At 71.3% G+C, this 26,173-nt stretch carries 21 protein-coding genes and 2 pseudogenes; 13 read left to right on the top strand and 10 right to left on the bottom strand.

The features are described from left to right. Positions 1-72 precede the first annotated feature (72 nt). The 3 genes from LX16_RS08830 (at position 73) to LX16_RS08820 (ending at position 5,699) form a co-directional block, all read left to right on the top strand. Positions 73-2,844 (top strand): ATP-binding protein, encoded by a 2,772-nt coding sequence (locus tag LX16_RS08830; protein WP_211354354.1) that lies wholly within the window; start codon positions 73-75, stop codon positions 2,842-2,844. A 243-nt stretch (positions 2,845-3,087) separates the two neighbouring features. Continuing rightward, a complete protein-coding gene (gene cmdF / locus LX16_RS08825) occupies positions 3,088-4,704 on the top strand; it encodes a tyrosine 2,3-aminomutase (protein ID WP_345740689.1) in 1,617 nt (538 codons plus the stop codon). Positions 4,705-4,718: 14 nt separating this feature from the next. Beyond that, positions 4,719-5,699 (top strand): D-alanine--D-alanine ligase family protein, encoded by a 981-nt coding sequence (locus tag LX16_RS08820; protein ID WP_147135822.1) that lies wholly within the window; start codon positions 4,719-4,721, stop codon positions 5,697-5,699. Positions 5,700-5,840: 141 nt separating this feature from the next. On the opposite strand, the gene secA2 is transcribed toward LX16_RS08820, so the two are convergent. Together secA2 and LX16_RS08810 are read right to left on the bottom strand one after the other, a co-directional pair. Next, the gene (gene secA2, locus LX16_RS08815; RefSeq protein ID WP_147135819.1) at positions 5,841-8,198 is read right to left on the bottom strand and encodes an accessory Sec system translocase SecA2; all 2,358 of its coding nucleotides are present in this window, start codon (positions 8,196-8,198) and stop codon (positions 5,841-5,843) included. Between the two features lie 67 nt (positions 8,199-8,265). Continuing rightward, positions 8,266-8,964, bottom strand: a complete 699-nt coding sequence (locus tag LX16_RS08810; protein ID WP_147135816.1) for a nucleoside/nucleotide kinase family protein — start codon at positions 8,962-8,964, stop codon at positions 8,266-8,268. 253 nt (positions 8,965-9,217) lie between these two features. Between LX16_RS08810 and LX16_RS08805 the strand changes: the two genes are divergently transcribed. Then, positions 9,218-9,502: a hypothetical protein gene (locus LX16_RS08805; RefSeq protein ID WP_147135813.1), complete on the top strand. Its 285-nt coding sequence runs from the start codon at positions 9,218-9,220 to the stop codon at positions 9,500-9,502. A 29-nt stretch (positions 9,503-9,531) separates the two neighbouring features. Here LX16_RS08805 and LX16_RS08800 read toward each other — a convergent pair whose 3' ends face one another. Together LX16_RS08800 and LX16_RS08795 are read right to left on the bottom strand one after the other, a co-directional pair. Next, a complete protein-coding gene (locus LX16_RS08800) occupies positions 9,532-10,206 on the bottom strand; it encodes a hypothetical protein (protein ID WP_147135810.1) in 675 nt (224 codons plus the stop codon). A 76-nt stretch (positions 10,207-10,282) separates the two neighbouring features. Next, entirely contained in the window at positions 10,283-10,714 is a 432-nt protein-coding gene (locus tag LX16_RS08795) for a cytidine deaminase family protein (RefSeq protein ID WP_147135807.1), read from the bottom strand. Between the two features lie 212 nt (positions 10,715-10,926). On the opposite strand from LX16_RS08795, the gene LX16_RS08790 reads away from it, so the two are divergent. After that, positions 10,927-11,514 carry a hypothetical protein gene (locus tag LX16_RS08790; RefSeq protein WP_147135803.1) on the top strand — a complete coding sequence of 196 codons (588 nt, stop codon included), beginning with the start codon at positions 10,927-10,929 and terminating at the stop codon, positions 11,512-11,514. Then, positions 11,511-12,083, top strand: a complete 573-nt coding sequence (locus LX16_RS08785; protein ID WP_147135801.1) for a hypothetical protein — start codon at positions 11,511-11,513, stop codon at positions 12,081-12,083. The genes LX16_RS08790 and LX16_RS08785 overlap by 4 nt, the downstream gene beginning before the upstream one ends. A gap of 42 nt (positions 12,084-12,125) precedes the next feature. Here LX16_RS08785 and LX16_RS27500 read toward each other — a convergent pair whose 3' ends face one another. The 4 genes and pseudogenes from LX16_RS27500 to LX16_RS08770 all read right to left on the bottom strand — a co-directional run bounded on the left by LX16_RS27500 (position 12,126) and on the right by LX16_RS08770 (position 14,911). Beyond that, complete coding sequence (locus LX16_RS27500) at positions 12,126-12,578, bottom strand: hypothetical protein (protein WP_244615731.1); 453 nt, start codon at positions 12,576-12,578, stop codon at positions 12,126-12,128. A gap of 58 nt (positions 12,579-12,636) precedes the next feature. Next, positions 12,637-12,771, bottom strand: a pseudogene (locus LX16_RS28355) (class I SAM-dependent methyltransferase); the annotation flags it as partial. A gap of 193 nt (positions 12,772-12,964) precedes the next feature. Next, positions 12,965-13,618, bottom strand: a complete 654-nt coding sequence (locus LX16_RS27920; protein ID WP_147135795.1) for a TetR/AcrR family transcriptional regulator — start codon at positions 13,616-13,618, stop codon at positions 12,965-12,967. A gap of 84 nt (positions 13,619-13,702) precedes the next feature. Further along, entirely contained in the window at positions 13,703-14,911 is a 1,209-nt protein-coding gene (locus tag LX16_RS08770; protein WP_211354351.1) for a cation:proton antiporter, read from the bottom strand. Positions 14,912-15,173: 262 nt separating this feature from the next. Here LX16_RS08770 and LX16_RS08765 point away from each other — a divergent pair, with 262 nt between their 5' ends. Next, the gene (locus tag LX16_RS08765; protein ID WP_147135787.1) at positions 15,174-16,046 is read left to right on the top strand and encodes an alpha/beta fold hydrolase; all 873 of its coding nucleotides are present in this window, start codon (positions 15,174-15,176) and stop codon (positions 16,044-16,046) included. A gap of 87 nt (positions 16,047-16,133) precedes the next feature. Here LX16_RS08765 and LX16_RS08760 read toward each other — a convergent pair. Beyond that, positions 16,134-16,832, bottom strand: a pseudogene (locus LX16_RS08760) (TioE family transcriptional regulator); the annotation flags it as partial. Between the two features lie 173 nt (positions 16,833-17,005). On the opposite strand from LX16_RS08760, the gene LX16_RS08755 reads away from it, so the two are divergent. The 5 genes from LX16_RS08755 to LX16_RS08735 all read left to right on the top strand — a co-directional run bounded on the left by LX16_RS08755 (position 17,006) and on the right by LX16_RS08735 (position 24,705). Next, entirely contained in the window at positions 17,006-17,389 is a 384-nt protein-coding gene (locus LX16_RS08755; RefSeq protein ID WP_147135783.1) for a VOC family protein, read from the top strand. Between the two features lie 135 nt (positions 17,390-17,524). Further along, complete coding sequence (locus LX16_RS08750; RefSeq protein ID WP_147135779.1) at positions 17,525-18,970, top strand: hypothetical protein; 1,446 nt, start codon at positions 17,525-17,527, stop codon at positions 18,968-18,970. 92 nt (positions 18,971-19,062) lie between these two features. Beyond that, entirely contained in the window at positions 19,063-20,289 is a 1,227-nt protein-coding gene (locus LX16_RS08745) for an AAA family ATPase (RefSeq protein ID WP_147135776.1), read from the top strand. A gap of 71 nt (positions 20,290-20,360) precedes the next feature. Continuing rightward, a complete protein-coding gene (locus LX16_RS08740; RefSeq protein ID WP_147137353.1) occupies positions 20,361-21,566 on the top strand; it encodes a DUF2201 family putative metallopeptidase in 1,206 nt (401 codons plus the stop codon). Between the two features lie 67 nt (positions 21,567-21,633). Continuing rightward, a complete protein-coding gene (locus LX16_RS08735; RefSeq protein WP_158645533.1) occupies positions 21,634-24,705 on the top strand; it encodes an AfsR/SARP family transcriptional regulator in 3,072 nt (1,023 codons plus the stop codon). A 261-nt stretch (positions 24,706-24,966) separates the two neighbouring features. Here the strand turns inward: LX16_RS08735 and LX16_RS08730 are convergent, their stop codons facing one another. Beyond that, entirely contained in the window at positions 24,967-25,542 is a 576-nt protein-coding gene (locus LX16_RS08730) for a dienelactone hydrolase family protein (RefSeq protein WP_147137351.1), read from the bottom strand. A 65-nt stretch (positions 25,543-25,607) separates the two neighbouring features. On the opposite strand from LX16_RS08730, the gene LX16_RS08725 reads away from it, so the two are divergent. Then, a complete protein-coding gene (locus tag LX16_RS08725; RefSeq protein ID WP_147135768.1) occupies positions 25,608-26,171 on the top strand; it encodes an ArsR/SmtB family transcription factor in 564 nt (187 codons plus the stop codon). Positions 26,172-26,173: the final 2 nt, after the last annotated feature.

Here is a 26,173-nt window from a genome sequence, read left to right as displayed (position 1 = left end):
ATCCACATCCGTGGCGACCACGGACTCCGCCACGGACTCGACGACACGGACACGGACACGGAGGAGCGCACGGTGACGGTGGAGGTCTCCACGCGGGAGGCGGAGGTGCTGGCGTTGCTGGGGGAACACCTCGGCAACGCCGAGATAGCGGCACGCCTCTTCATCTCGGTGCGCACCGTGGAGAGCCACGTGTCCTCGCTCCTCCGCAAACTGGGAGCCTCGGACCGGCGGGTACTGGCGCGGTACGCCGCCCGGGCCGGCGACGCCGAACCCGGACACCGGCGGCCACCCCTGCCGGCACCGTTGACGTCGTTCGTCGGGCGGGAACGAGAACGTTCCACGCTCGCGGACATGATCGGCCGCCATCGCCAGGTGACCGCCGTGGGACCCGGGGGAGTGGGGAAGACCCGGCTCGCGCTGGCGGTGGCCTCCGACGCCCCCCACCCCGACGGCGTCTGGTTCGTGGACCTGGTGTCCACCACCGATCCCGACATGGTCGCGGCCACCGTCGCCGGAGCGCTCGGCATCGGTGAGCAGCCGGGGGCGGGCCTGGACGAGTCGCTGGTCTCGGCGGTGACCGACCGCCACGCCCTGCTCGTACTCGACAACTGCGAACAGGTCCGCGACGGCGCGGCACGCCTCATCGAACGACTGCTGGCCGGATGCCCACGGTTGACGGTGTTGGCGACCAGCCGCGCCCGCCTGATGGTGCCGTTCGAACGGGTGTACCCGGTGCCGCCCCTGTCGCTGGAGGGCGCGGGTGCGTCCGACGCGGTCGCACTGTTCATGGACCGCGCGGCGGCGGGCGGGTGGCCTCCGAACCACGCCCTGCGGGACCGGATCGCGGAGTTCTGCGAACGACTGGACGGGATGGCGTTGGCGATCGAACTGGCCGCCGCCCGCTGGCCCTCACTGGGCCTTGACGGTCTCGACGCCGGGCTGTCCGACCCGCTGCGGATGCTGGCCGGCGGATCCCGCGCCGACGATCGCCACCGCTCGGTACGGGCCGCCCTCGACTGGAGTCACGCGCTCCTGGAACCCGACGACCGGGCACTCCTGCGTCGCGTGTCGGTGTTCGTCGGCCCGTTCACCGCCGTGGAGGCGGCGGAGGTGACCGCGAGCGAACCGGGCATCACCGCGGAGGGACTGGCCAGGCTCGCCGAACAGAGCCTGCTCACCGTCACCGCCTCCCCGCGCGGCACCGAGTACCGGGCGCTGGAGACCATCCGCCGATACGGCGTCGAACGGCTCGGCGAAGCCGGCGAGACCGCCGACGTCCGCGCCGCGCACCTCCGCTGGTGCCTGGCGACGACCGAACGACTGGTCGCCGGACCGCCCGACCGTGGCGGGTTCGACGCGGTGGCCGACGAGTTCCGCACCGCCCTGTCCTGGGCCGCCGACCGGCCGGACCTGCGCCCGGATGCCCACCGCCTGGCGACCGACCTCGCCACGCTCGCCTTCGCCCGCAACCTGCTCGGTGAATCGCAGCAGCGACACGAACAGGCGGCCGTGTTGGCCGACGACCCGGCGGCCGCCGCCGCGATCCTGCGACGGGCGGCGGCCGTGGCCGGGTGCCGGATGAACGGCGAGGACATGTACCGCCTGCACCGGGCCGCGGCGGACGCCGCCGGGCGGGCGGGTGACCTTCCCGGGGCCGCGACCGACCTGGCGACGGCCGCGACCACCCTGTACCGGTTCGACACCAAGTTCGCGCGGACGCCTCCCCAGGAGGAGGCCGAGGCGTTGATCACGCGGGCACGGGAGATCGCCGGCGACGATCCCGCCGCGGTGGCGGCGGTCGCGCTGGCCGAGGCCGGCCGGACCCTCGTAGAGGCGTTCGGGGCCGGCGACTCGTCGGAGTCCGTCGTCTCGGCGACGATCCGCCGCGCCGAACGGGCTGTCGCTCTGGCAGGTGTCACCGGTGATCCGCTCGCCGAATCCGCCGCACTCGACACCCTCACCGTCACACGCAGCTGGGCGGGCGACCCGCTCGCCACCGTCGAGATCGCCCGGCGGCGTCTCTCGCTGCTGGAGACGGCGCCCGACGGTCCCGCCACCACCCACGAACTCATCGACGCGCTGGGGACCTCGATGGCCGCCGCCCTGGGTGCCGGTGACCTGCCGAACGCGCTGCGGTGGGCGCGCCGCCTGGCGGAGCATCCGCTGCTGGCCGAGGTCGGGCACCGCGCGACGAGCTGGTCGCTGGTGGCGGAGGCGTTGGCGGGCGGCGTCGACGAGGTCGTGACCGACGGTGCCCGCTTCCTCGACTCGTGGCGGCGCTCGGGCAGCCCGGCCAGGGCGGGACTGGGGCCACCGGTGGCGGCCGTGGCGATGGTGCACGGCCTGCGGGGTGACGACGACGCGCGACGCGAATGGCGGGCGATGCTGGAACGGTTGGACGACTCACCCTGGCAGACCCACGGATACGGGGCCGTGTTCGACGGGATCTCGCTGCTACACCACGGACGCGCCGACGAGGCCCTGGCGCGGATGCGGCCGGAACCGGAGGAGGTGCGGAGCCGGATCATGTGGATCTGGTTCCACTGGTACGTCGCGTTGCGCGTCGAGGCGGCCGTGGCGGCGGGCAGTGTGGACGCGGGCCGCCTCGTCGCGGAGGCCCGCGGCATCGTGGCGGGCAACCCGGTCGCCACCGCGCTGGTGGAACGAGCGGACGCGCTGCTGAGCGGCGACCGGCCGCGGGTCGCGGCCACCGCCGCAGCCTTCGAGGCCGCCGGCTGCACGTACCAGGCGGCCCGGAGCCTGGTGTTGGCGGGCGGTGACGACGCCGCCCGTGGCGCCGCGGCACTGGCCGATCTGGGCCTGGTGCCCATGAAGACGGTCTGAGCCGACCGCCCCCGCTCGGCGCCCGACGAGGGGCTTCGGAGCCGTCCGAAGGCAGGCGTGCGGGCCTCAGGCCACTCGTCCCGGACGGGATCGCGGCCGCCCCTCACGAGACCACGTCGGCGGGTGGATATCCCCGATCCACCGGTGACTTCCGCCAACGACCATCCGGACACCGAGACCGTCGCTACGCTGTGCAACGATGCGACGACGAGGAGACTGTCGATGATGTGTCCCGCACCGGCCCTGTCGGCCACCGCCACCGACGCCACCGTCGTGTTCGACGGTGGGAATCTGCGCGTGGACGACGTGTGTGCCGTCGCGCGGCAGGAGGTGGGCTGCGAGATAGCCGAAGCCTCCCTGAAACGCGCGCAGGTCAGCCGCCGCCAGTTCGAGGACACGGTGACCAGTGGTACGCCGGTCTACGGTGTGACCACCGGCTACGGCGAGATGATCTACATGCTCGTCGACACCGACAAGGAGGTGGAACTCCAGACCAACCTGGTGCGCAGCCACAGCGCCGGGGTGGGGCCGCTGTTCACCGAACCGGAGTCCCGCGCGATTCTCGCCGCCCGGCTCAACTCGCTGGCCAAGGGGTACTCCGCTGTGCGGCCCGAACTGCTGGAACGACTCGCCCTGTACTTGAACGAGGGGGTGACGCCGGCGATCCCGCAGATGGGGTCACTGGGGGCCAGCGGCGACCTGGCGCCGTTGGCGCACATGGCCGCGACGGTCATGGGGGAGGGGTACCTGCTGCGGGACGGCGAACCGGTGGAGACCGGCACGGTCCTGCGTTCCCTCGGCATCACGCCGCTCCGGTTGCGGTTCAAGGAGGGGCTCGCCCTGATCAACGGCACCTCGGCCATGACGGGGCTCGGCTGCCTGACCATGTCGGCGGCCTGGGATCAGGTGAGGCAGGCCGAGATCATCACCGGTCTGGTGGTGGAACTGCTGCGCTGCTCGGCGGGTCCGTTCCAGCCCGAGGGGCACGATCTGGCCCGCCCGCATCCCGGTCAGATCGCCTGCGCCGCCAACCTGCGCACCCTCACGCGGGGAAGCGGCCTGCTGCGTTCCCACGCGGACCTGCGACGTGAGGCCGCCGACAGCAAGGAGGGACGTCCCGTCACCCGTACCGGCGTCTACATCCAGAAGGCGTACTCCCTGCGCGCGATCCCGCAGATCCTCGGCGCGGTCCGGGACACGCTGCGCCACACCCACGACACCCTCGAAACCGAGCTGAACTCCGCCAACGACAACCCGTTGTTCTTCGGCGGCGAGGGCATCGAGGAGGTCTTCCACGGCGCCAACTTCCACGGCCAGCCGGTCGCGTTCGTCATGGACTACGCCACGATCGCCCTCACCCAACTGGGGGTGCTGTCGGAACGGCAGACCAATCGCCTGCTCAACCGGCACCTCAGTGACGGATTGCCCGAGTTCCTGGTGGCCGGCGAACCCGGCCTCAACAGTGGATTCGCCGGAGCGCAGTACCCGGCGACGGCGCTGGTCGCCGAGAACCGCACCATCGGGCCCGCCTCCACGCAGAGCATCCCCTCCAACGGGGACAACCAGGACGTCGTAAGCATGGGGTTGATCGCGGCGCGCCACGCCCGCCGGGTATGGGAGAACAACAACCGCATCCTCGCCGTGGAGCTGTTGGCCGCCGCGCAGGCGGCCGACATCGCCGACAGCCGTGCGGGGCTCAGCCCCGTCGGCAGGGCGGTGTACGACGCGGTGCGGGAGAAGGTGCCGTTCGTGGACCGGGACCGGTGGATGAGCGACGACATCGAGGTGGCGGCCGCGGCCCTGGCCGCCGGTGAGGTCCTGGCCGCCGCGTCGGCCGCCGCGGACGGGCCGATCCTGTGAGCGGCGGTGCCGGGATGCACGTCGCCGTCGTGTACAACACGCCGCCCGCCGGGTCGGTGGACCCGGCGTTCACACCCGACGACGATCTCGCGGCGGTGGTCGACACGGTCGGTCGCCTGGGGCACCGGGTGTCCGCGCTGGAGGTGTCCGGCCCGGCCGGCGACATCCTGGAGCGCGTCGCCGGAAGCGGCGCCGACCTGGTGTTGAACATCGCCGAGGGACCCCGGAACGGTTGGCGACAGTCGCTGTACCGGATGCTGTTCGAGGACGCGGGACTACCGCACGCGGGTTCGCCCGCCAACGTGTTGACCGTCGCGGACAACAAGCACCTCACCAAACTGGTGGCGCACCGGGCGGGCCTGCCCACGCCGCGGTGGCAGTTCGTGCGGGACGTCCAGGACATCGACACCGGGGCACTGGTCCTGCCCGCGATCGTCAAACCCAACTTCGAGGGCTGGTCGACCGGCATCAGTGCCGCGAACGTCGTCGGCAACGCGACCGAGGCCGTCCAACAGGCGAAACACCTACTGGAGGGATTCGGTGACGGCGTCCTGATCGAGGAGTTCATCCCCGGTCGAGACGTCACCGTCGGATACCTGGAGGCGGCCGACACCGGTATGCACGGCGTGCTGGAACCCGTCGAGTACATCTATCCCCGGGGTGACGCCGCCGACCGGGCGGTACTGGACGAGGAGTTGAAGACGCGGCACCCGGTCGGGCGGGTCCGCGCCGACCTCGCACCCGGGGTCGCCGACGCGTTGCGACGCGCGACGCTCACCATGGTGAGGGCGCTGGGCTGCCGGGACGTGGCGCGGGTGGACTTCCGGGTGACCGGCGACGGGCGGATCCGGCTACTGGAGGTCAACGCCGCCCCGGGCTGCCGGCCCGGCATGACCCTGGACCTGGCCCGGGAGGTACCCGGTGACGGCAGGCTGCGCAACATCGCCGACGCGATCATCACCTCCGCGGCCCACCGCCACCAGCTCACCCTGTAGTCCCGGCGCATCCGAGAGCGCGCCCGTCCCGGGGAGCCGGCCGTGAACCCCGGTCACACGGGTCACCGGTCCCGGAAACCGGTCGATTCACACGGCGACTCGCATGGCCGGTCGCGACCGGCCACCACGGTGTTGCGGCGGTCAGTCGTCGGCGTCGTCGGCGTTGCCGCCGCCGAACCGGGACCTCATACCGCGCATGTCGCGTTCCAGAGCCGTCCCGAACGGATTGTCGGTCACCAGGTACGTCCACGTCGCCGACGGGCGCGCCACACCGGCGGCGGCCACGTCGATCCGGTCGTCCCGCACCGTCACCGACTCCATCGTCTCCACCGCGGCGGCCTCGGCACGGGAGATCAACGGCTGGAACGCCCGGATCGCCTCCCGGTGGAACTCGTCGACGGGGCGCTGCCGGCCCAGTACCCGCAGGTGGATGGTCTCCCGCAGATCCGCCAGGACCGCCAGGTGGTCCACCCAGTGCCGGTCGATCTGGTGCAGCCAGACCAGTCGGGCGGCCCGGGCCAGTTCCGTCTCGGAGACCTGCGCGGACAACTCCTCGAACCCGTCGGGGGCGGCCTCCCGGAACCGATCGACGGCGGCGTCGGTGTGCAGCAGCCGGTCGCGTTCCTCGACGACGAGCGTCCGCTGGTGTTCCAGCAACCGGTGGTACTGCCAGGTGAGGGAGTGCTGGTCGAGGTTGAGTCCCTCGGCGATGCGTTGCGCGTGTGCCGCCCTGACGGCGACACGGGGACTGGTGATCCTGCCGTCCAGGTCACCCGGCCCGCTCAACCCGGGCACGTGACGGGTGATGAGGTCGTCCTCCAGGCTGGCGAAGAAGACCGAACTCCCCGGGTCGCCCTGGCGGCCCGCCCTGCCACGCAACTGGTCGTCGACGCGTTTGCTGCTGTGGTGACCGGTGCCGACCACGTGCAGGCCGCCCAGCGCGACCACCTCGTCGTGTTCGGTGCCGTCCGGGCCGCCCAACCGGATGTCGGTGCCGCGTCCGGCGATCTGGGTGGAGACCGTCACCGCGCCGAGCCGCCCCGCCGAGGCGATCACCTTGGCCTCGTCGGCGTCGTTCTTGGCGTTGAGGACCACGCAACCCACGCCGGCCTCGGTGAGCCGGTCGGCGAGCCGCTGTGACTCGGCCACGTCGAGGGTGCCGATCAGTATCGGCTGCCCCGTCTCGTGTCGCTCGACGATGTGCGCGACCACGGCCTCGTCGCGGTCCTCCGCCGTCTGATAGAACCGGTCCGGTTCGTCGTCGCGCACACACGGGCGGTTCGGCGGCAACGGGACCACGCTGAGGTTGTAGAACCGGCGGAACTGTTCCTCGGCGGGCATCGCCGTCCCGGTCATGCCGCACAGCATCGGGTAGCGCTGGATCAGGCCCTGCACCGAGACGGTGTCCAGGACCTCGCCGCTGTCGGTGGCGGCCACCGCCTCCTTCGCCTCGACGGCGGCCTGGAGCCCGTCAGGCCAGCGTTGTAGTTTCGCGACCCGGCCCCGTGAGGCGTCGACCAGTTCGACGCGGCCGTCTCTCACGATGTAGTCGACGTCGCGACGCAGCAGGGCCCGCGCGTGCAGGGCGAGGTTGACCTCGGTGAGCACGGCCCCGTTCTGGTCGGCGTCGTACAGGTCGATGCCGCCGTACGCCTTCTCGACGGCGCGTTCACCCGCGCGGGTCAGGTGGACGTCGCGACCGGCCTCGTCGACCCGGTAGTGCCTGCCGGGACGCAGCCGGGACACGACCTCGGTGACCCGTTCCAGCGCGGTGCCGGTCTCCACGCTCCCGGCCAGGATCAGCGGGACGCGCGCCTCGTCCACCAGCACGGAGTCGGCCTCGTCGACGAGGGCGACGTCGACGTCACCGGTGACGAGTTCGTCGGGATCGGTGCACAGGTTGTCCCGCAGCACGTCGAAACCGAACTCCGACACCGAACCGTAGACGACGCGGCGGGAGTACGCCTCGCGTCGTTCGTCCGGAGTGGACTCGGCGCCGATCCAGCCGACCGACACACCCAGCAGTTCGTACAGCGGTCCCATCCACTCGGCGTCACGCCGCGCCAGGTAGTCGTTGACGGACACCACGTGGACCGAACGGCCCCGCAGCGCGAAACCGGACGCCGCCAACGCGCCCGCCAGGGTCTTGCCCTCACCGGTGTCCATCTCCACGACGGTGCCGGCCATCATCCACAGCGCGCCGGTGAGTTGCACGTCGAACGGCCGGAGCCCGACGGCGCGTTCGGCGGCCTCACGTCCCAGCGCCACGAAGTCGACCAGCCGGTCCCGTTCGCGTCTCGGGTCGCCCAGCAGCGACTCGGCGGCCCGGGTCAACTCGGCGTCGGTCATCTCACGGAACCGCTCGGCCTCCCTTCCGGCGCGCTGGATCACCCGTGAGTATCGGCCGGTGCGGATTCCACCGTTCGACAGCCAGCGGCCGAGGCGGTTGTTCTTCGTCATGGGGCGACTCCCGGTAGGCGACGGACTCAAGCCTGCCATGCCACCGGCACGGTGGGCCAGGCTCCCACCGGGTTTCCGTCCGAGTCGTCCTCTCCGGCGGGCGCCGTCACGGCCGCACGTCGTCGGGTGGGCGGCCCGGCCACTTGAGAACCTTCGGGAAGGCGTGATCGCGATTGTCCACGATGACGTCGGCGTGGTCCTCGGGCGGGTGCGCCGCCAGGTGCGCGCGCTGCCCCGGCAGGTACTTGCGGCGGTATCTCTCCAGTACCTCGGCGCCCAGCAGTGGCACGTCCCGGGCGGCGGCGCGTTCCAGCGCGGTGGCCTCGTCGACGTGCAGGAACACCATCAGGTCGATGTACGGCCGGAGTTCGGGCCGCAGCAGGAAGATCCCCTCGACGAGGACGACGGTGGCGGCGTCGACGTGGTAGGTCCGGTCCAGGCCCCACGTGTCGGTGTAGTGGTCGAGCAGTATCAGCCGCGCGTCCACGCCGCCGCGGTGCCGTATCGGCTCCAGCAGTTCACGACGGAGCCGGTCGTGGTCGATGCCGAACCGGTAGAGCTCCTCGGGTCCGGGCAGTTCGGGGTGGTGTCGTTCGGCCCTGGGCCGGTGGAAGTCGTCCACGTGGATCGGCTGCACCCGGCGACCGGCGGCGCGTAGCCGGGTCGTGAGCGCGGCCGCGAGGCACGACTTCCCCGAGGTGTCGATCCCGGTGACGCCGACGACCGACGGCCGGTCGGCCGGTTCGGTCCGGTCGATCAGCGCGTGAAGCCCGGCGACGAGTCGGCCGGTGGACCAGCGGGTCATGGCGGCACCTCGGGTGAGTCGGTTCCGGGTCACGCCGACGTTACCCGTTCCACCGTCACCGTGGCCGCCACGGCAGACCGCCACCCGCGAGAGCCACCACGGCCGTGCCCCTGGGAAGACCTAACTCATACCTAGCAGCTCCGAGACAGGCTGGAGGCCGATCCCACCGGTGTCGTCCTGTGAGGACAGAGATGCGCAGGTGCGATCGGCCGAATGCCAGTCGTGCCATCCGACCGAACGGAGAACGTCTCACATGACTCAACCGTGGCCACTCGTCGACGCGAAGTGGCCGGTCATCGGTCCGCCGAAGAGCCTCGCCGAACTGCTGAACCGGGTGGAGGAACTGGATACCCGGGAACTGACCGCCCTGGCGAAACGGATCGGCATCCGGCCGCCGGACGTCGCGGGGGCGGACGAGTGGCCGATCGTGCCGGAGTACAGTGTGGATGGACGGTTCGTGGCCCTGGTGTGGGACGATCCCGCCGAGGACGCGCATTGGCTGCGGCGCTCGGTGACCACGCCACGACCACCGGCGTGACACCCGCCCGGCGGAGCCGCTTCACCGTGTCACAGCTCGACGGGGAACACCAGCAGCGTCACCAGACAGCCCGCCAACGCCACGGCGCCCACCACGGTGAGCACCCGCCGCGCCAAGGAGTGCGGCGTCTTGCCGGCGAGCCCGGCGAACAGTAGGACGAGCGCGAACACGACGGCGGTGAGCACGTAGTTGTCGGAACGCTGGTTGGCGGTGCGCGCGACCCCCGCCAGCTCGTCGGCGTCGCCCACCCGCTCGGCCGCCGCCTGCTCGGCGGCCAGCCGGTACTCGGGCATGTCGAACGGCGTGGCGGGTGCTCGTGGGTCGATGAGGGGACGTGTCTCCAACCAGGCGTCCACCGCGGGCCGGAACTCCTCCCCGAACCGTGTGAACAGGAAACCCGACACCGACTCCGGGTCGGGGGTGTATCCGCCCCGAGGCGTCTCGATGTCACCCGCCACGATCTCGGCGTTCAACGCGTTGAGCCACGACGTGAACGTGACGACGTCGATCGTGCGCTGCTGCGCCGCCACGGTGGCGACCCGCCCGGCCTCGGACCGGGCGGCGCCGGCCGCCGCGTACGTGTTCGCCTGGACTCTGCTCCATTTCGCGCTCTGGAAGCCCGCCCACGCGGTGCCGACCGCCGCCAGGGCCATCATCAACGCGAGCAGCAGGTCCAGTCGCGGACCGATCGTGGTCTGAGTCACCCGTTCAGTATGGATCCCACGTCGCCCGAATCGCGTCATATGTCGCGCTCGTCCGGGTCGGGGCCGCCGCGGCCCGTCAGTGCTCGGGTGGTGCCGGTGGGGTGTCGAGTTGGTGATCGGTCCACACGTAGGTCTCCGGCAGCAGGTCCGCGACCGGCACGGTATGAATCCGGTCGCCGCCGCCGACGATGACGTCGATGTCCGGGAAGTAGTCGAACAGGACTTGACGGCATCGGCCGCACGGTGGGATCACGCCCCGCTCCCGGTCGCCGACGGCGACGATCGTGTCGAGTGTGTAGACGCCCTGCGAGGCCGCCGCGCCGATGAGGACCAGCTCGGCACACGGTCCGCCGGTGAAGTGGTAGGCGTTGACCGCGGTGACGATGCGGCCGTCACGGTCGCGGGCGGCGGCGGCGACCGTGTGGTTGTCACCGCGGCAGCGGGTACGGGCGACGTGGACGGCCGCCTGGACGAGTTCCAGGTCGGTGGGCCGGAGTCGGGTGACCATACTTCTCTCCCCTCGTGTCGGTTGCGGAGCCGGCACAGGCCACCGCGGCCGGGACGGGAACGCCACCGTGGCGACCGTCGTCGCCACGAGTGTGCGGCACGGCCCGCGCCACGTCGCGGCGGGGCGGCGTGTCGGCGCGGTGAAGCGGCGGCGTGACGGATCCCCTCCGATCGGACGACGGCACCGTGGCGGAGATGGGGCACGATCGGTGTGTGTCTGAAAACGAAACGCCGCAACGGGAGTCGGAGCCCGTCGTGACGGCGGGGGAGGCGGGTGTCGTTCCCGGAACCGGCGAGGCGCGCTCCGCCGTGGTGCGCCGGAGGTGGCGCCTTCTCGTCGTCGTGGTCGTCGCCGGGGTCCTGTCGGCATCGGTGACCTTCCTGGCCGTGCGACATCGGACGTTCCCGGACCCGCCCGCCCCGCCGGGTAACGTCGACGAACTCCGCGACGCCATGACGGACGCGATCGACCGTGATCTCGGTGGACCGCCGGAGATGCTGATCCCGGTCACCACGGAGAGCACGGAGTCCGCCATGACGGTAATTCCGGCAGGTGACTACCGGCTCGGCCTCATGTGCGGAGTGCTGGCCACACAGCGTGAATCCGCTCCCGAGATCACCGTGAGGATGCAGTCCGACGTCTACCGGGACTTCCTGATCCCCTGCCCTTCGACTCCGCTGTGGATCGAAGAACGGCTCGTCTTCACCGAGGATTTGGTGGTGTCGATCACGGCCATGCAGGACGTCGCCGTCGGTGGCTGGTTGGTGCTGGCGGTACTCGACAGCCGGGAGGCCGGATGACATCGCCGCTGCGACGCCTGTTCCGTCCGTGGCCGCGTACCACCCTCGTGGTGGTGACGGGTCTGGTCGCCGGTCTGGCAGGTCTGGTGTCGGCCGACCTGAGAACGCCCGACGACGTGCCGGTGGGACCGGCGCCGTTGCCCGGCGAGTCCTGGGTCGAACTACTGTCGATGGCCGACCCGCTGGGGGGTGACGGCTTCGACGAGGTGGTGACGGAGGTGACCGCCGACGCCGTATCCGACGAGATGTTCGTGCTTCCTTCGGGCGGCGAGACGGCGCTCACGTTGCTTCCCGAGGGTGGATACGAGGTGTGGACCTCGTGCCGATTCGTCGAGGAGGGGTTCGATCAGGGTTCCGGCACGCTGGACATGTACGAACACGACGGCGAGCGCCACGTGTTCGACGTCGAATGCGTGGCGCCGGCCGCCCCCACCGGTGAGACCGTCACCGTCCCCGAGGACACCGCGATCCAGTCGTCCTTCCGAGTCATGACTTATCAGGGTCACGTACCGATCGACGACGACATGGAACCCACCATGATCATCGCCGTCTACTTCGTGCCCCGGTGAGCGTCGGCACGTCCACCGGGGTCCACCGTTCCCCCGCCGGCGCTAGACCCGTCCCGGTTCCGCGCCGAACGCGTATCGGAGCACCCAGACCCCTCGCCGTGCCTGCGCGGGCCAGTGGGCGAACAGCCGGGCGACGAACCGGGTGAACCATGGCAGGCGGGCGGTCTCCGGAGCCGTGACACCGGTCTGCTCCTCGACGAACCGCAGACCCGGGCAGCGGGCCGTGAGCTCGCGGGGATCTGCGATACCGAATCCCCGGTACCCCTTGGGGAGCCCCACGGACCGCGTCGTGGTGTTGGCGATCATCCGGGCGACGAGCGGTGTGTAGGCGTTGAACACCAGTTCGCCGTGCGGGAAGTGCCCGGTGATCTCCCGCAACACCGTGGCGACCGTGTCGGGGTCGAGGAACCCGAACAGGCCGTCCGCGACCACGATCACGGCCCGGTCGTCCGGGACGTCCCGCAGCCAGCCGCAGTCGGGAAGCGCGGCGGCCACCGGATGGTCCCCCCCGGCGCGGCGGCAGCACCCGGCCGCGCAACTCCATCACCGGCGCGAAGTCCACGTTGTACCACTCGGTCCCGTCGGGGACGTCGATGCGCCACTGGCGGGTCTCCAAGCCGCATCCCAGTTCGACCACGACGGCACGCCGGTTGCGGCGCAGGAAGTCGGTGACGAGACGGTCGAGCATCCGGCTTCGGATGACGATGGCCAGCGGCACACCGGTGGTGAGCCGGACCCGCGTCATGTCGACGTCGAGTCGTTCGGTGATCTGCGCGGCGATCGGGTCGCCGAGGATGGGGGCCTCGGGCGGGAAGTCCTCCGCGCGACCCTTCAAGGTGATGAGCAGGCTGCGTTGCACGGGGTCGAGGTGGTCCACCGGTTCACGGTTCATCGAGGTCCTCCGGGAGTACGGGTGCCCGGGCGGACTCGGCGAATCCGCCCAGTGCGATGTAGAGGCGGCTCATCGCGGTGCCGATGCGGGCGGCGTTGTCCGGGGCGAGTGGGTCGACGCCGAGGCGCCGGGCGACCTGGCCGTTGAGGACGACGAGTCCGCCGTGCATCGCCGCCATGACGGCGGCGGTGTCGGCCGCGTCCCGTGAACCGGGCGGGAAGCGCCGTGGCCACGTCGTGGACAGGAACGACTCCGCGGCCTCCGCCAGGCGGTCGAACATCCGGTTCCCGGCCTCGGACTCCTCCGACAGGGCGCGGGCCAGGTACCGGGCGAGTGGTTCACCGGCGTGGATCACCGCCGCCATGACGTCGGGGTCGCTGAGCAGCCCCTCGTGGGCCTGCCGTGACAACCGGGAGCCGAAGCGTTCCACCACCGCGTCGTCGCAGGCGCGCCGCAACTCCTGTTTGGACGAGAAGTGGTACTGCACGAGGCCGACCGACACCCCCGCCGCGGCGGCGATCCCGCGCATGGTCGCGCCGGCGAATCCCCTGTCGGCGAACTGTCGGATGGCGGCGTCGCGGATGCGCGCCCGCGCCGTCATGTCGTGCGGAGACGCCGCTTCGTGCCCGGGAACTGAACGCATGTACTGCATACTATACAAGCGTTCAGTCAGATGGCGACGTGGGAATCCCGCCGGAGTCACCGGAACCGGTCGGTTGACCTGCCGTCAACGCCGCCCGGTCAACCGCCGGACCCGTCGATGCCAGGCGGGCGTCTCGGCCGAGTCGTCGAACCACCGCGCCACCACGACGTCGGTGGAGGAGTGCAACAGGATGGACACCACGATCGCCCCCGCGATCAGGTGGAACAGCAGGTCGGCTTCGGCGATTCCCGACTTCAACACGATGAGGCCGTAGACGACCGAGGCGAAGCCCTTGGGCCCGAACCACATGGCGGCCGCCTGCTCCCGCAGGTTCAGACCCGCCCCCAGGAACGAGAACCACAGGGCGACCGGTCGCGCGAGGAAGATCGCCACCGCCACGAAGAGCCAACCGGTCCAGGAGATCTCACCGAGGAACGCGGGGGAGATGAGCACACCGAACACCAACAGGGCCGCCAGCTTCAGCAGCTCCGCGCCGAGTTCACCGAAGTGCTCGAAGGCCTGGCGTTGCCGCGGCCCGAAGGTCGCGACGGTGATGCCCGCCGTGAACGCGGCGATGAACAGGTTCCCGTGCAGCGCGTACGACAGCGCGAGCACGACCATGCCGATCGCCAGTCCGTTGAGCGGTTCGTACTGCGTGGAGGCGGCGAAGAACCGCAACCGTTCCAGCCGCAGCGCCAACCACGGCACACCGACGCCGATCAGGAGGCCGACCAACAGTTCCAGCGCCAACGCACCCAGGTGCAGGTCGTCGGATCCGGCGCTGACCGCCAGGAACACCATGACGAACGGCAGCGCGATCCCGTCGTTGACGCCGGACTCGACGTTGAGGAGATGCCGCAGCCGTGGTGGCACCTTCTCGTTGCCGACCAGGGCCGACGCGAACACCGGATCGGTGGGCGCGAGCACCGCGCCGATGAGAAGGGACTCCGGCCAGTCCAGTCCGACGATGAAATGAGCCGCCAGGGCGGTGACCGCGAGCGTCAACGGCATCCCCCAGCCGAGCGCCCGCCCGGGCAGCCGCCACGCGGTACGAAGCTGCGGCCAACCCACCTTCATGCCGTCGGTGAACAGCACGGCGAACAACGCCAGCTCGGCGAGCAGCTTCACGGTGGGGTCGTCGGGCGTCAGGGAGATCACGCCGGTCATGCCGTCACCGAGGACGAAACCGGCGGCCAGGAAGAGCACCGCGGTGGACAGGATCGTCCGGTGCGCCAGTGACGACAGCAGGACCGCCGCCAACAGCAGGAGCGCAAAGCACAGCAAAAGGGACACCGTATGGCCTCTCGTCGACGTTTCGCCGACCAGACTTCCCGGCACTCCGTCGCACACCATACGTGCCGCCGTCCACCGCGCGGAAGGGGCCGGGCGACCTTCTCCCCGTCTCCACGTCGGCCCGGCCTCCGAGGACCACGCCACGACCAGGCAGGGGTGCCCGCGGTCGGTGGCCCGGCACGGCGGCGCCGGACGCCCCGGAACGTGAGGTTCAATGTGAACTGTCGTACCCGTGCGGTACAAGTCTCACCAGGAGGTATTCATGACCGAACGGCGAACCCACACACTCGAAGTACCCGGAGCGGTACTTCACTACGACGTCCGCGAAGCGCGATCCGGTGACCGCCCCGCACTGCTGGCGATCGGCTCACCCATGGGGGCCGCCGGGTTCGACATCCTCGCCGGTCACTTCACCGACAGGACCGTGATCACCTACGACCCGCGCGGCAGTGAACGCAGCGTCCGCACCGACGGCGCCGAGCGCACGACCCCGCAGGAACACGCCGACGACCTGCGCCGGATCCTCGACGTGGTCGGGCTGGCACCGGTGGATGTCTTCGCCTCCAGCGGTGGCGCCGTCAACGCCCTGGTACTGGTCGAGAGCGGAGCGACCGAGCGGCTGCGCACCGTCGTGGCGCACGAGCCGCCCGCCGCCGACGTCCTACCGGACCGCACCGAGGCGCTCGCCGCGTCGCAGGCGATCCACGACATCTACCTGAAGGACGGCATGGGCGCCGGGATGGCCAAGTTCATCGAACTGATAAGCCTGCGCGGTCCGGTTCCCGCCGACTACGCCGCACGGCCGGCCCCTGACCCGGCCACCTTCGGCCTCCCCACCGAGGACGACGGTTCCCGCGACGACGCGCTGCTCGGCCAGAACATGGTCTCCAGCACCCACCACCGGTACGACTTCGAGGCCCTCAAGACGGCCCCCGTGCGGCTGGTGTTGGCCGCCGGTGCCGACTCCGAAGGCGAACTGGCGTACCGGGGAGCGGTCGCGATCGCCGAACGGCTCGGCGTGGCACCGGTGATCTTCCCCGACGGCCACGGCGGCTTCCTGGGCGGCGAGTACGGCCAGACCGGTAAGCCCGACGAGTTCGCGGCGAAGCTGCGTGAAGTCCTCGACGAGGGCTGAACCGGCCTGGAGTGTGGAGTCGACACGACGACCGGTGGACCGCGAGATGAGGCGTAACGCCGCGCGGTGGTCGTCCGCGTCCCGACGTTCGCGCGCGTCCAGATAACAGCTGAGCTGCGAGGCCGCGTCGAGCATGGCGCGGCCCTGCGCGGACAGCCTGCGGTGCCAGCCGTTCAGCGCCTCGGAGAGGGATTCGGTGTCGCCGGCCTCGCGGACCCGCCGGACCACCGTCGCGACATGGTCGACCGGGTGGCCGCCGCGTCGCAGCAGATGGGCGAGTTCGGCGTCCCGCACGTCACCGGTGTCGTAGCGCCGGTACCCGGTTGACCTGTCGCGTACCGGATCGAGGATCCCGGCCGCCTCCCAGTTGCGCAGGGTCGCCGGGGTGACGCGCAGCCGCCGCGCGAGCGCGCCGATCGTGTAGGAGGCCGTCGCCGGCCTCCGGGTGGAGGCGTCGCCCGGTTCGGCCGTGAGCCGGCCGATCGCGGCCCTCACACCCTCCAGTGTGGCCCGGTCGCGAAGCAGTTGCTCGTGACCGCGATCGATGATCATGAAGACGTCGTCGAGGGCGCCGTCGTGCAACGCGTGCATGATCTCACCGGCGGTCGCGTGCCCGTAGGCTTGCGAGAGGGCCCGGAACGTACGCAACGCCGCCGCGTGCAGTCCGGTGTAGACCCGGTAGCCGCTGCGGGTGCGTTCGGCGGGCGGGATGAACCCGTCGCGCTCGTAGTTGCGCACGGCCTGTGTGGAGATACCGTGTTCCCGCGCGAGGTCCGTGGGACGCATGACCACCCCCTTTCCGCGTCTCACCACCCGGTACGAGTCGTGCAGCCTAGCCGACGTCCGGCGATTCGCGGTCCCGGACCGGATACGGCGAACCGGGTGCGACCCGTCCGGGGACGGGGCCGGCCCCATTCGCCGAGAGGGGCCACGACGGCGATCCACGTATACTGCCGGGCATGGCCTCCCGCATCAGTGAGCTGGTTCTGGACTGCGTCGACCCCGAGCGTCTCGCCGCGTTCTGGAGTGAGGTCCTGGGGTACGTCGAGTTCGACCGCGACCCCGACGGGAGCATCGAGATCGGCCCTCCCGGTGTCGGTTTCGGTGGGGCGCAACCCACCCTGGTACTCAGCCCCAGCCGGGACCCGCGCCGCGGAAAGCTGCGGCTGCACATCGACGTCAACCCCACCGACCGCGACGCGGACGAGGAACTGGAGCGACTGCGTGGACTCGGTGCCCGGCCGGTCGACGTCGGCCAGACGGGCACCGAGCGGTGGCACGTCCTGGCCGACCCCGAGGGCAACGAGTTCTGCCTGTTGCGCACGCGACTCACACCGCTGTGACCACCCGGGAGACCCGTCCACGACGCCGCAGTGGACGGTGATCCCCTCCGGTTGGCATCGGCGGGTTACCATGGCCACGATGATGAATCACGCCTCATACGGATTGGGGGAATCGTTCGCGCAAGGTGAGTGCTGATGGCTCACCACCTCGTGAACGGGATTCCACCCCACCTCTCGACCTGGCGACACGTACGCGAGTACGCCGTCCCTGCGTCCATGATCCACACCGCCACCGCACGCCGTGTCGTCGGTGACTGGGCGGGGGCCTGCGCGGCCGCCCGGATCGACGTGGATCTCGATCTGCGTACCGCCCGCCACCGGTACGGCACCGAACTCGTCACCCGGCTCCGGACGGACCTGCGCCGCCTGGCGCCGGACCTGCTCCGATGGCACATGCCCCGCATCGTCGGGGATGGACGGCTGCGTCCCGGCCTCACCGTCCGGCTGGCCCGTTACCACCTGCCCGGCGTCACACCACCCGCACTGGTGGTACGGACTCCTCCGGCCTGGGCGGACACCGGTCAGCGGATGAGCCTGGCACTGTGGGACGGGTCCCTGAAGGACGCTCCCCGGCACCACCCGCATCCCCACCCCCACCGGCGGTTCCGGCTCGACCTGCACCGGCACCTCTGGGACGCCACGCGCAGCGGTGACCTGGCACGACGCGGCGGCGGGATCGCACCGGCAGGCGGGGACCCATCGGATCCGGATCCCGAACGCGACATGCCGTGGGCGGTGTCCCGGTGGGCCGCCGAGGCCGAGATCCTGTTGCGGGCCGACTCCTGTACCGAGCGGCTGTTCACGGTGCGTCTCGGCGTGCAGGACCACGGCGTGTACGAGATCGTCGCCCCAGACGACGGCCATGTCCCGACCCTCCGGGTGGCACGGGGATCCTCGACCCACCTCGACGTGGCGGCGCTCCCGCTGCTACCGGAGGCGGCGGCCCGGGTCCCTCCGGACCTGGAACTGCTCCGTCGGGGACTGATCACGGTGGAGCGGTTGCATCCACTCGTCGCGGAGGCGTTGACACCCGGCGGCTCCGCCACCCCGCCGCCCGCCGCCGAACCGGACGGACCTCAACGGGTGGAGTGCCGAGGGCAGAGCCACCGGATCGCGTTGCGGGACGGAGTGCTCGCCGCGATCGACCACCACCCGGAGCAACTGCGCCGCGAAGAACTGCTGATGGCGCTCGGCGGCCCCGGCCTGCCCTGCCTCCGGGCGATCGACACGGTACATCGCAACCCCGAGGACCTGCCGGCGATCCGGGAACGACTCCGCCACGGCGACTTCACGGGAGCCTTCGCCGTGCTCGAGCGGCTGCTCGGTCCCGCCGCGACACTGCGGCCCGGACCGCTCCGGGACGAACTCGAAGCGGCGGTCGCCGGACGCGTCGCACACGGACTGTTCCGGTCCGGTCTCGCCGAGCCACTCCAGCGCTCCGGCATCGACGACCCGAGAAGCGGAACCGAACGAGGACGACCCGGCGGCGACCACCGCCCCCGGATCACCCGGCGCACACCTCCGGCGGTGCGCCGCAAACGCGACAGCCGTGGCAGAAGCCGCACCGCTCAGTCCCGCTGATCCGGGACCCCGCAGTCCGCCGCGACGACCGGCGCCCACCACCGCACGACATTCCGACGGGCCGTCCCGTCCTGACACACGAGGTGATGCCGATGAACACCGATACCCCGCACGCGACAACCTTGACCGGCACCCGACTCGGGCTCGCCGACGACCTCCTGACCATGTTGCGCACCACCACGACCGAGCCACGCGCAGACGAGCAACTCGAAGCACTCACCCTCGCCGTCGCCGCCGACCTCCCCGTACTGCTGTGGGGTGAACCGGGCATCGGCAAGACCGCCGCCCTCACCCGGCTCGCCGAGTCCCTCGAGCTGCCGTTGACGACCGTCATCGCCAGCGTCCACGAACCCTCCGACTTCTCCGGCCTGCCCATCGTCGGCGACGACCCCGAGGTGAGGGGGGTACCCATGGCCCCACCCCGGTGGGCGGTGGAACTGGTCCGCGCGGGCCGCGGCCTGCTGTTCCTCGACGAACTGTCGACGGCCACGCCCGCCGTCCAGGCGGCGCTGCTCCGGGTCGTCCTGGAACGCCGCGTGGGCGCGCTGCGACTACCGCCGGGTGTGCGGATCGTGGCCGCCGCCAACCCGCGCGCCTCGGCGGCCGACGGCTGGGAACTGAGCCCTCCGTTGGCGAACCGCTTCGTGCACCTGCACTGGGTCCACGACCGCGAAGTCGTGGTCCGCGGCCTGGGTGGGGTCTGGCCACGGGCGGAACTTCCCCGGTTGGCGCCGGAACGGTTGCCGGAGGCGGTGGAGTTCGCGCGTCGCGCCGTCTGCGGCTTCCTCACCCTCCGTCCGAAGTTGATACACCGGCTACCCAACACCGAGACCCGGCGAGGCGGCGCCTGGCCGTCCCCTCGCAGCTGGGAGACGGCGTTGACCCTGCTCGCGTTCGCCACGGCGGCCTCGGTCTCCCGGGACGTCCTGGCCCTGCTGATCCGAGGCGCCGTGGGTGACGGCCCCGGTCTCGAACTGCTCGCCCACCTGGACCGCATGGACCTGCCGGACCCCGAGTCGTTGCTCGCCGATCCCGCCGTGGCCGACCTGCCGACACGGGGTGATCTGCGCCAGGCGGCGCTGGACGCCGTCGTCGCCGCCGTCGCCTCGCGGCCGCAGCGGGAACGCTGGGACGCGGCGTGGGCGGTACTGGTGCGGGCGTTGGAGACCGGCACCCCCGACCTGCTGGTGGCTCCGGCGTCTGCCCTCGCCGAACTCCGGCGCGACGACTGGGAGGTCCCCGAGTCGATCGACCGGTTGGCCGGAGTCGTGGGACTCGCCCGGCGGGCGGATCTGTCGGTGGCGGGGGCGAGCCGATGACCGAGACGACCACGCACCCCGGCCCGGCTTCACCGGCGCGGCACGCGGGGGAACACGGCCCGCGGCTGGACATGGAGAAGCTGCTGGCCGCGCGACTCCACGCCGTGAAGGTACGTCCCTACCTGGCCGACGCGCTGTTCGCGCTGCACGTGATCGAGGACCCGTCGGTGCCCACGATGGCCGTCGACGCCTACTGGCGCTGCTACGTCTCACCGGCGTTCGTGGCGCGGATGCCGGTGGACGAACTCGCCGGCGTGTGGGTGCACGAGGTCTCCCACCTGCTCCGCGACCACCACCGACGCGGTGAACGCCACGCGAACGCACACGGCGAGCACGGCCCCGGCGAGCGACTGCGGCGCAACATCGCCGCCGACTTCGAGATCAACGACGACATCTACGGGGACGGCCTGCCACAGCCGACCGGGGTGGCACTCCCGTCGATGCTGAACCTGCCGAACGGCCTGTTGATGGAGGAGTACCTCCACATGTCGTCGATGTCCGGGCTCGCCGCCGACCTGGCGTGGCTCGACTGCGGAAGCGGCGCCGACGGGCACGAACGCCCGTGGGAACTGGGAGCCGAAGGCGCCGAGGGCCTGAGCAGGCAGGAACGCGACAGGGTGCGGTTTCGGGTCGCGGAGGCGCTCAAGGGCCGCCCGGGGAACGCCCCGAAGGGGTGGCGTCGCTGGGCCGACGAGGCGTTCCACCCGCCGCAGCCGTGGCGGCAACTCCTGGGCGCCGCCATCCGTTCCGCCGTGGGGGCGCCGGGAGCCGGAGAGAACCACAGCTACCGGCGCCCCTCCCGCCGCGCGGCGAGCCTCCCGGGCGTCGTGCTACCCAGCCTGCGACGCACACCGCCGCGTGTCTGCGTCGTGATCGACACCTCCGCGTCGGTGAGCGACGCCGAACTCGGTGCCGCCCTCCTGGAGGTCACCGCGATCTCCCGCGCCCTGGCGGGCCGACGCGACCTGGTCTCGGTGATCTCGTGCGACGCGGCGGCCGGGATCGCCGTCCCGCTCTGCCGGGCGGAGGGCGTCACACTCACCGGCGGCGGTGGTACGGACCTGCGTTCCGGTTTCGCGCGGGCGGTCGCCGCCCGGCCCCGCCCGGACGTGATAGTCGCGTTGACCGACGGTCAGACCCCGTGGCCGTCCGCCCCGCCGCCGTGCCGGACCATCGTCGGGCTCTTCCCCCGGCCCCCACGGGCCGTCGACGAGACCGACCCCGACTACGAGCCGGACGTGCCGCCGGCGTGGGCGCATGTCGTCGACATCGGCTGAACACCGGAGGTGTCCGGCGCGGCGGGTATGTTTTCTCTCGCCGAACCCGGACGTCACAGGAGGTGCGATGGAGTTCCGGATCCTGGGGCCGCTCGACGTCCGTCGCGACGGTGAACCGGTGGCGGTGACCGGGCGGCACCGTCCCAAGATCCTCGCGATGCTGTTGCTCGGCTCCGGAGCGCAGATCCCGATGTACCGGCTCGTCGAGGCGTTGTGGGAACGACCTCCCGACACCGCGAAACGGCAGGTCCAGAACTCCGTGGCGGCGTTGCGTCGCATCCTGTCCGACGCCGGCCACGATCCGATCGAGTCGGTCGGCGACGGTTACCGCATCGTCGGAGCCGATGTGGACGTCGACCGGTTCCACGATCTGGCCCGGCGCGGCAGGGAACATCTGGCGTCCGGCCGTCACGGCGACGCCCACGCCGACCTGTGCGCGGCGCTCGACCTGTGGCGCGGCCCGGCCCTGGCGGACCTGCCGGGGAGTGTCCTCACCACGATGGCGGCCCACCTGGAGGAACAGCGACTCGCCGTCGTAGAGGACCGGCTGGCGACCGAGTTGGCCCTCGGGCAGTACGGCAGGGTGCTCGGCGAGGCGCGACGGCTGCTGGAGGAGAACCCCTACCTGCAACGCGCCACCGGACTGTTGATGGAGGCGCTGTGCCTGGCCGGGCGGGCGCCGGAGGCGCTTCGGGTGTACGAGGACATGCGGATCCGGCTCGCCGAGGAGTTGGGCACCGACCCCGACGAGGCGCTGCGCCGACTGCATCTGCGCATCCTCCGGCAGGAGGCGACCCCGGGCGGCCGCGACTCCACCGAGCCGCCGGCCACACCGGGCGCGGCCGGCGGACGGCCACCCGTCCGCGACCAGTTGCCCGCCGACGTCCACGGCTTCGTCGGGCGACGCGAACACCTCGCCACGCTGGACACCTTCGCCTACGCGGCCCACGACACCGCGGCCCCACCGGTGTTGCTGGCCGGAACCGGCGGCGTGGGCAAGACCGGCCTGGCGGTGCACTGGGCGCACCGGGCGTCGACCCGGCGCGCGTTTCCCGACGGCGGCCTGCACGTCGACCTGCAGGGGTTCGGCGGATCCCCGGTCACCGCCGCCGACGCGCTGCGGCAGTTGCTGCGGCAACTGGGAGTGGACGGTCAACGACTCCCCAACGACGCCGAGGAGGCCCGCGCGCTGCTGCGAGAACGCCTGGAGCGCGGCAGGTACCTCATCCTGCTCGACGACGCCTTCGACGCCGCACAGGTGAGGCCCGTACTCACCCCGGTCGCCGGTTGCCTCACGGTCATCACCAGCCGAGACCGGATGGACGGCCTGGCGGCACGAGAACGCGCCCGGCGGATCTTCCTGGACGAACTGCCGCAGTCCGAATCGGAGACCCTGGTACGGCAACTCGTCGGCGGCGCCGTCGTGGCCGCCGAACCGCAGGCGGTACGACGAATGGTGGAGCTGTGCGCCCGGTTGCCGCTGGCGCTACTGGTGGCCGCCGCCGGATTCCAGGCCGCCCACCCCGACACGACCCTCACGCAGTACATCGCGGAGCTGGAGACCGACCGGCTGGCCGCGCTCGCCGCCGGAGGAGACGACGCCACCGCCGTGGCGTCGGTGCTCTCCTGGTCGACCTCCCGGCTGTCGGAAGAGGACGCGCGGCGGCTGTGCCTGGTGGCGGTCCACCCGGGACCGCGTATGGACACGGCGGCTGCCGCCGCCCTGCTGGAGACCTCGGAACCGGAGGCGCGGCGTCTCCTGCGGGCGTTCGGCTCCGTGAGCCTGTGCGCGGAGTCCGGTCCCGGGCGGTTCGGCATGCACGACCTGTTGCGGGAACACGCCCTCACGCTCGCCCGCGACCTGGACGTCGACCTGCCGGCGGCCCGCCGGCGCCTGCTGCGTCACTACACCGAGCGGATCGACGCCGCGTCTCCGCAGTGGATACGCGCCGAACTCGCCGCCCTGCTGGCGTGCCTGGGATTCCCCGCCGACACCGCCATCGGCGACTACGCGGTGCGGCTGGGGAAGCAGCTCGCGGACCTGGCCTGCTTCCGAGAATCCCACACGGCCTATCTGGCCGCCCGACAGCACGCCGAACCGGGCGGCCTCACGTGGTTCCGCGCAGCCGCCGGTCTGGCGCGGGTCGCGCCGCTCTTCGGCGACGACCGCGACCACGCCTCGCAGGCCATCGCCGGGTTCCGCTCCCTCGGTGCGCTCGACGACGTCATCGTCACCCTGCGGATCGAGGCCGAGAACGCGGTCGCGGTCGGTGACATGGCGCGGAACACCGCGCTCAACCAGGAGGCGCTGGAGCTGGCGCGGCAGGTGGGGGACCGGCGAGCCGAGGCGGAGGTGCTCACCGCGATGGCGCTCGGGTACTCCGGAACCAGCGAGTACGAGACCCTGATCGAGTACGCCACTCTGGGCGCACGCCTGGCGCGTGAGGTGGGTGACCGTTCCACCGAGGCCAACGCCCGGCAGTATCTCGGAATGGCCGAACGACTGGCGGGCAGACTGCCCGAGGCCAAACTCCACGCGAAGGCGTCGCTGCGGCTGCACGAGGAGCTCGGCGACCTGCAGGGCGTGGCCCAGACCCACGGGCTGCTCGGGGAGATCTGCCGGGACGCCGGGGAGTACCGGGACGCCCTGCGGCACTGTCGGCAGGCGGTGGAACTGCAACGGCGCAACGAGGACTCCTACGAACTGGCGGTGTCACTCGTGTCGCTGGGCCGTGCCGCCCACGCCGCCGGGGAACACCGGATGGCGCGCGACGGATACACCGAGACGCGGACGCTGTGCGCCGAGCTCGGCAACGACATCGGAGTGTGCTTCGCCGACATCGGCCTGGCCGAACTGGACCACGACGCCGGTGCCCACGGCGCCGCAATCGCGCGGTTCCGTGAGGTCCTACGCCGGTTCGCCGACGTTCCGTATCCCGCCGGCGAGGCCCTCGCCCATGAGGGCCTCGGCCGCGCGCTGTCCGCCGTCGGTGACACGGCCGCGGCGCGATCGCATCTGACCACCGCCGCCGGACTCTATCGCGACATCGGTCAGGCCAAGGCGGCGAAGATCCAGGCGCTGGCCGATTCGCTGTCCGAGACCGTCGGCACCTCCCCGAGGCCGACCGGCCGAGCGTGATCTCCACGGTGCGCGGCCCCGCCATGCCGAGGTGGGATGCGACGGGATCCGTCGCCGACCGCCTCTCGGCCGCACCGTGCCGTCCGGTGTGGAGGTCGCCTCCCGAGATCGGGGCGCCCACGGTGTCGTTTCTGGAGAGGAAGTAACCGTGGACTGCGCACCGGGAGGCGACCTCCATGATGCCTCACGGACTCGTTCTGCGCCACCCGTCGCCGGTGGATCCCACGGGACGGCAGCCGCCGGGACACGGATTCACCGGATTCATCCCGTTCCGGCGGCGAGGAACGCCAGTACCCGCTTCGACAGCAGCGCGGCCGCCTCCGGATCGTAGTCGGGAAGCGAGGAGTCGGCGAAGAGGTGCTGGTCACCGGGGTAGACGAACAGTTCGGCGTCCGCAGTGGAACCGGCCAGTTCGCGCGCCGCCGGCAGGTCCTCGTCGAAGAACTCGTCGCCCTCCTTGCCGTGGATCTGTACCGGCACGCCCTTCGGCCACGCCTCCCCGAACTCCGTGACCGGGATGCAGGAGTACATGAGCAGTGCCCCACGGGCACCCGGCCGCGTCTGCGCGAGTCGTTGCGCGATGGTGACACCGAAGGAGAACCCCGCGTACACCAGGTCGGTGCCGAGCGGTTCTGCCGCGGCGGCTCCGCGTTCCCGGATCACGTCGAAGCCGGTGTCGCGCGCGAATCCGAAGCCCTCGTCGAGAGTGGCGAACGTCCGGCCGTCGAACAGGTCGGGGGTGTGCACGGTGTGCCCGGCCCGCCGCAGTTCCTCGGCGAAGGCCCGCACTCCGTCGGTCAGGCCCTGAATGTGGTGGTACAGCAGCACTTCTGCCATGTCGGCGTTCTCCCGTTCAATGATCGACATTATTGGAACGTTCCGTGATGGTAGTCTGTTCAACCATGGTCGACAACCCCCCGGACTACGAACTGGCCGATCGGATGGCGTTGACCACCGCCGCCCAGGTGAAGGCCATCGGCCACCCACTCCGCACCACGATCCTGCAGCTGCTCCACGAACGCGCCGCGACCGTGACCGAACTGGCGGCGGCCGTCGAACGACCTAAGAGCACCGTCGCCCACCACGTGGACGTGCTCACCCGCAACGGCCTCCTCCAGGTGGTGCGTACGCGCAGAGTCCGCGCGATCGAAGAGCGCTTCTACGGGCGCACCGCGCGCATGTTCCATGTGGCGGCCGAGCCTTCACCGGCAGGTGGGGAGGAGTCCGGCGACTTCAACGACTTCGAGGTGGCGGCACGCGAATCCGCCGCGGCCTTCGGGCAGGGGAGACTCTGGGGCTTCATCCGGCACGCACGCATTTCGGAGGAGCAGGCGTCCCGGTTCTGGGAGAGGATGGCCGAACTGGTCGCCGAGTACGACCGGCTGCCGCGATCCGGTGAGACGATGTACGGCTTCGCGATCGGCATCTACCCCACCGACCACCCGACGCTTCCGGCGCCGGAATGACC

Source organism: Stackebrandtia albiflava (assembly GCF_007994225.1).
Lineage (GTDB): Bacteria > Actinomycetota > Actinomycetes > Mycobacteriales > Micromonosporaceae > Stackebrandtia > Stackebrandtia albiflava.
Note: the sequence above shows the minus strand (reverse complement) of the source record. Positions and strands in the feature narration are given on the sequence as shown.